Consider the following 302-nt stretch of genomic DNA (forward strand, 5'->3'; position numbering starts at 1 on the left):
CAACCACGACCAGCTCAAGGCCGAGCACCGCATCGTCTCGAACGCGTCGTGCACCACGAACTGCCTGGCCCCGGTGGCCTTCGTGCTGCACAACCTGATCGGCATCGAGAAGGGCTTCATGACGACGATCCACTCCTACACGGGGGATCAGCGCATCGTCGACACCAACCACAAGGACCTGCACCGCGCCCGCGCCGCGGCGTTGAACATGATCCCGACCTCGACCGGTGCGGCCAAGGCGGTGGGCAAGGTGCTGCCGGAGCTGAAGGGCAAGCTGGACGGCACCGCCATGCGCGTGCCGA

General features: G+C 66.6%; 1 pseudogene. It reads left to right on the forward strand.

Annotation, left to right across the window (positions count from 1 at the left end):
• Window positions 1–302, forward strand: a pseudogene (locus JJL56_RS34200) (erythrose-4-phosphate dehydrogenase); the annotation flags it as partial.

Origin of the sequence: Azospirillum aestuarii, assembly GCF_016632405.1 — a bacterium.
In the GTDB taxonomy this organism is placed as follows: domain Bacteria; phylum Pseudomonadota; class Alphaproteobacteria; order Azospirillales; family Azospirillaceae; genus Azospirillum; species Azospirillum aestuarii.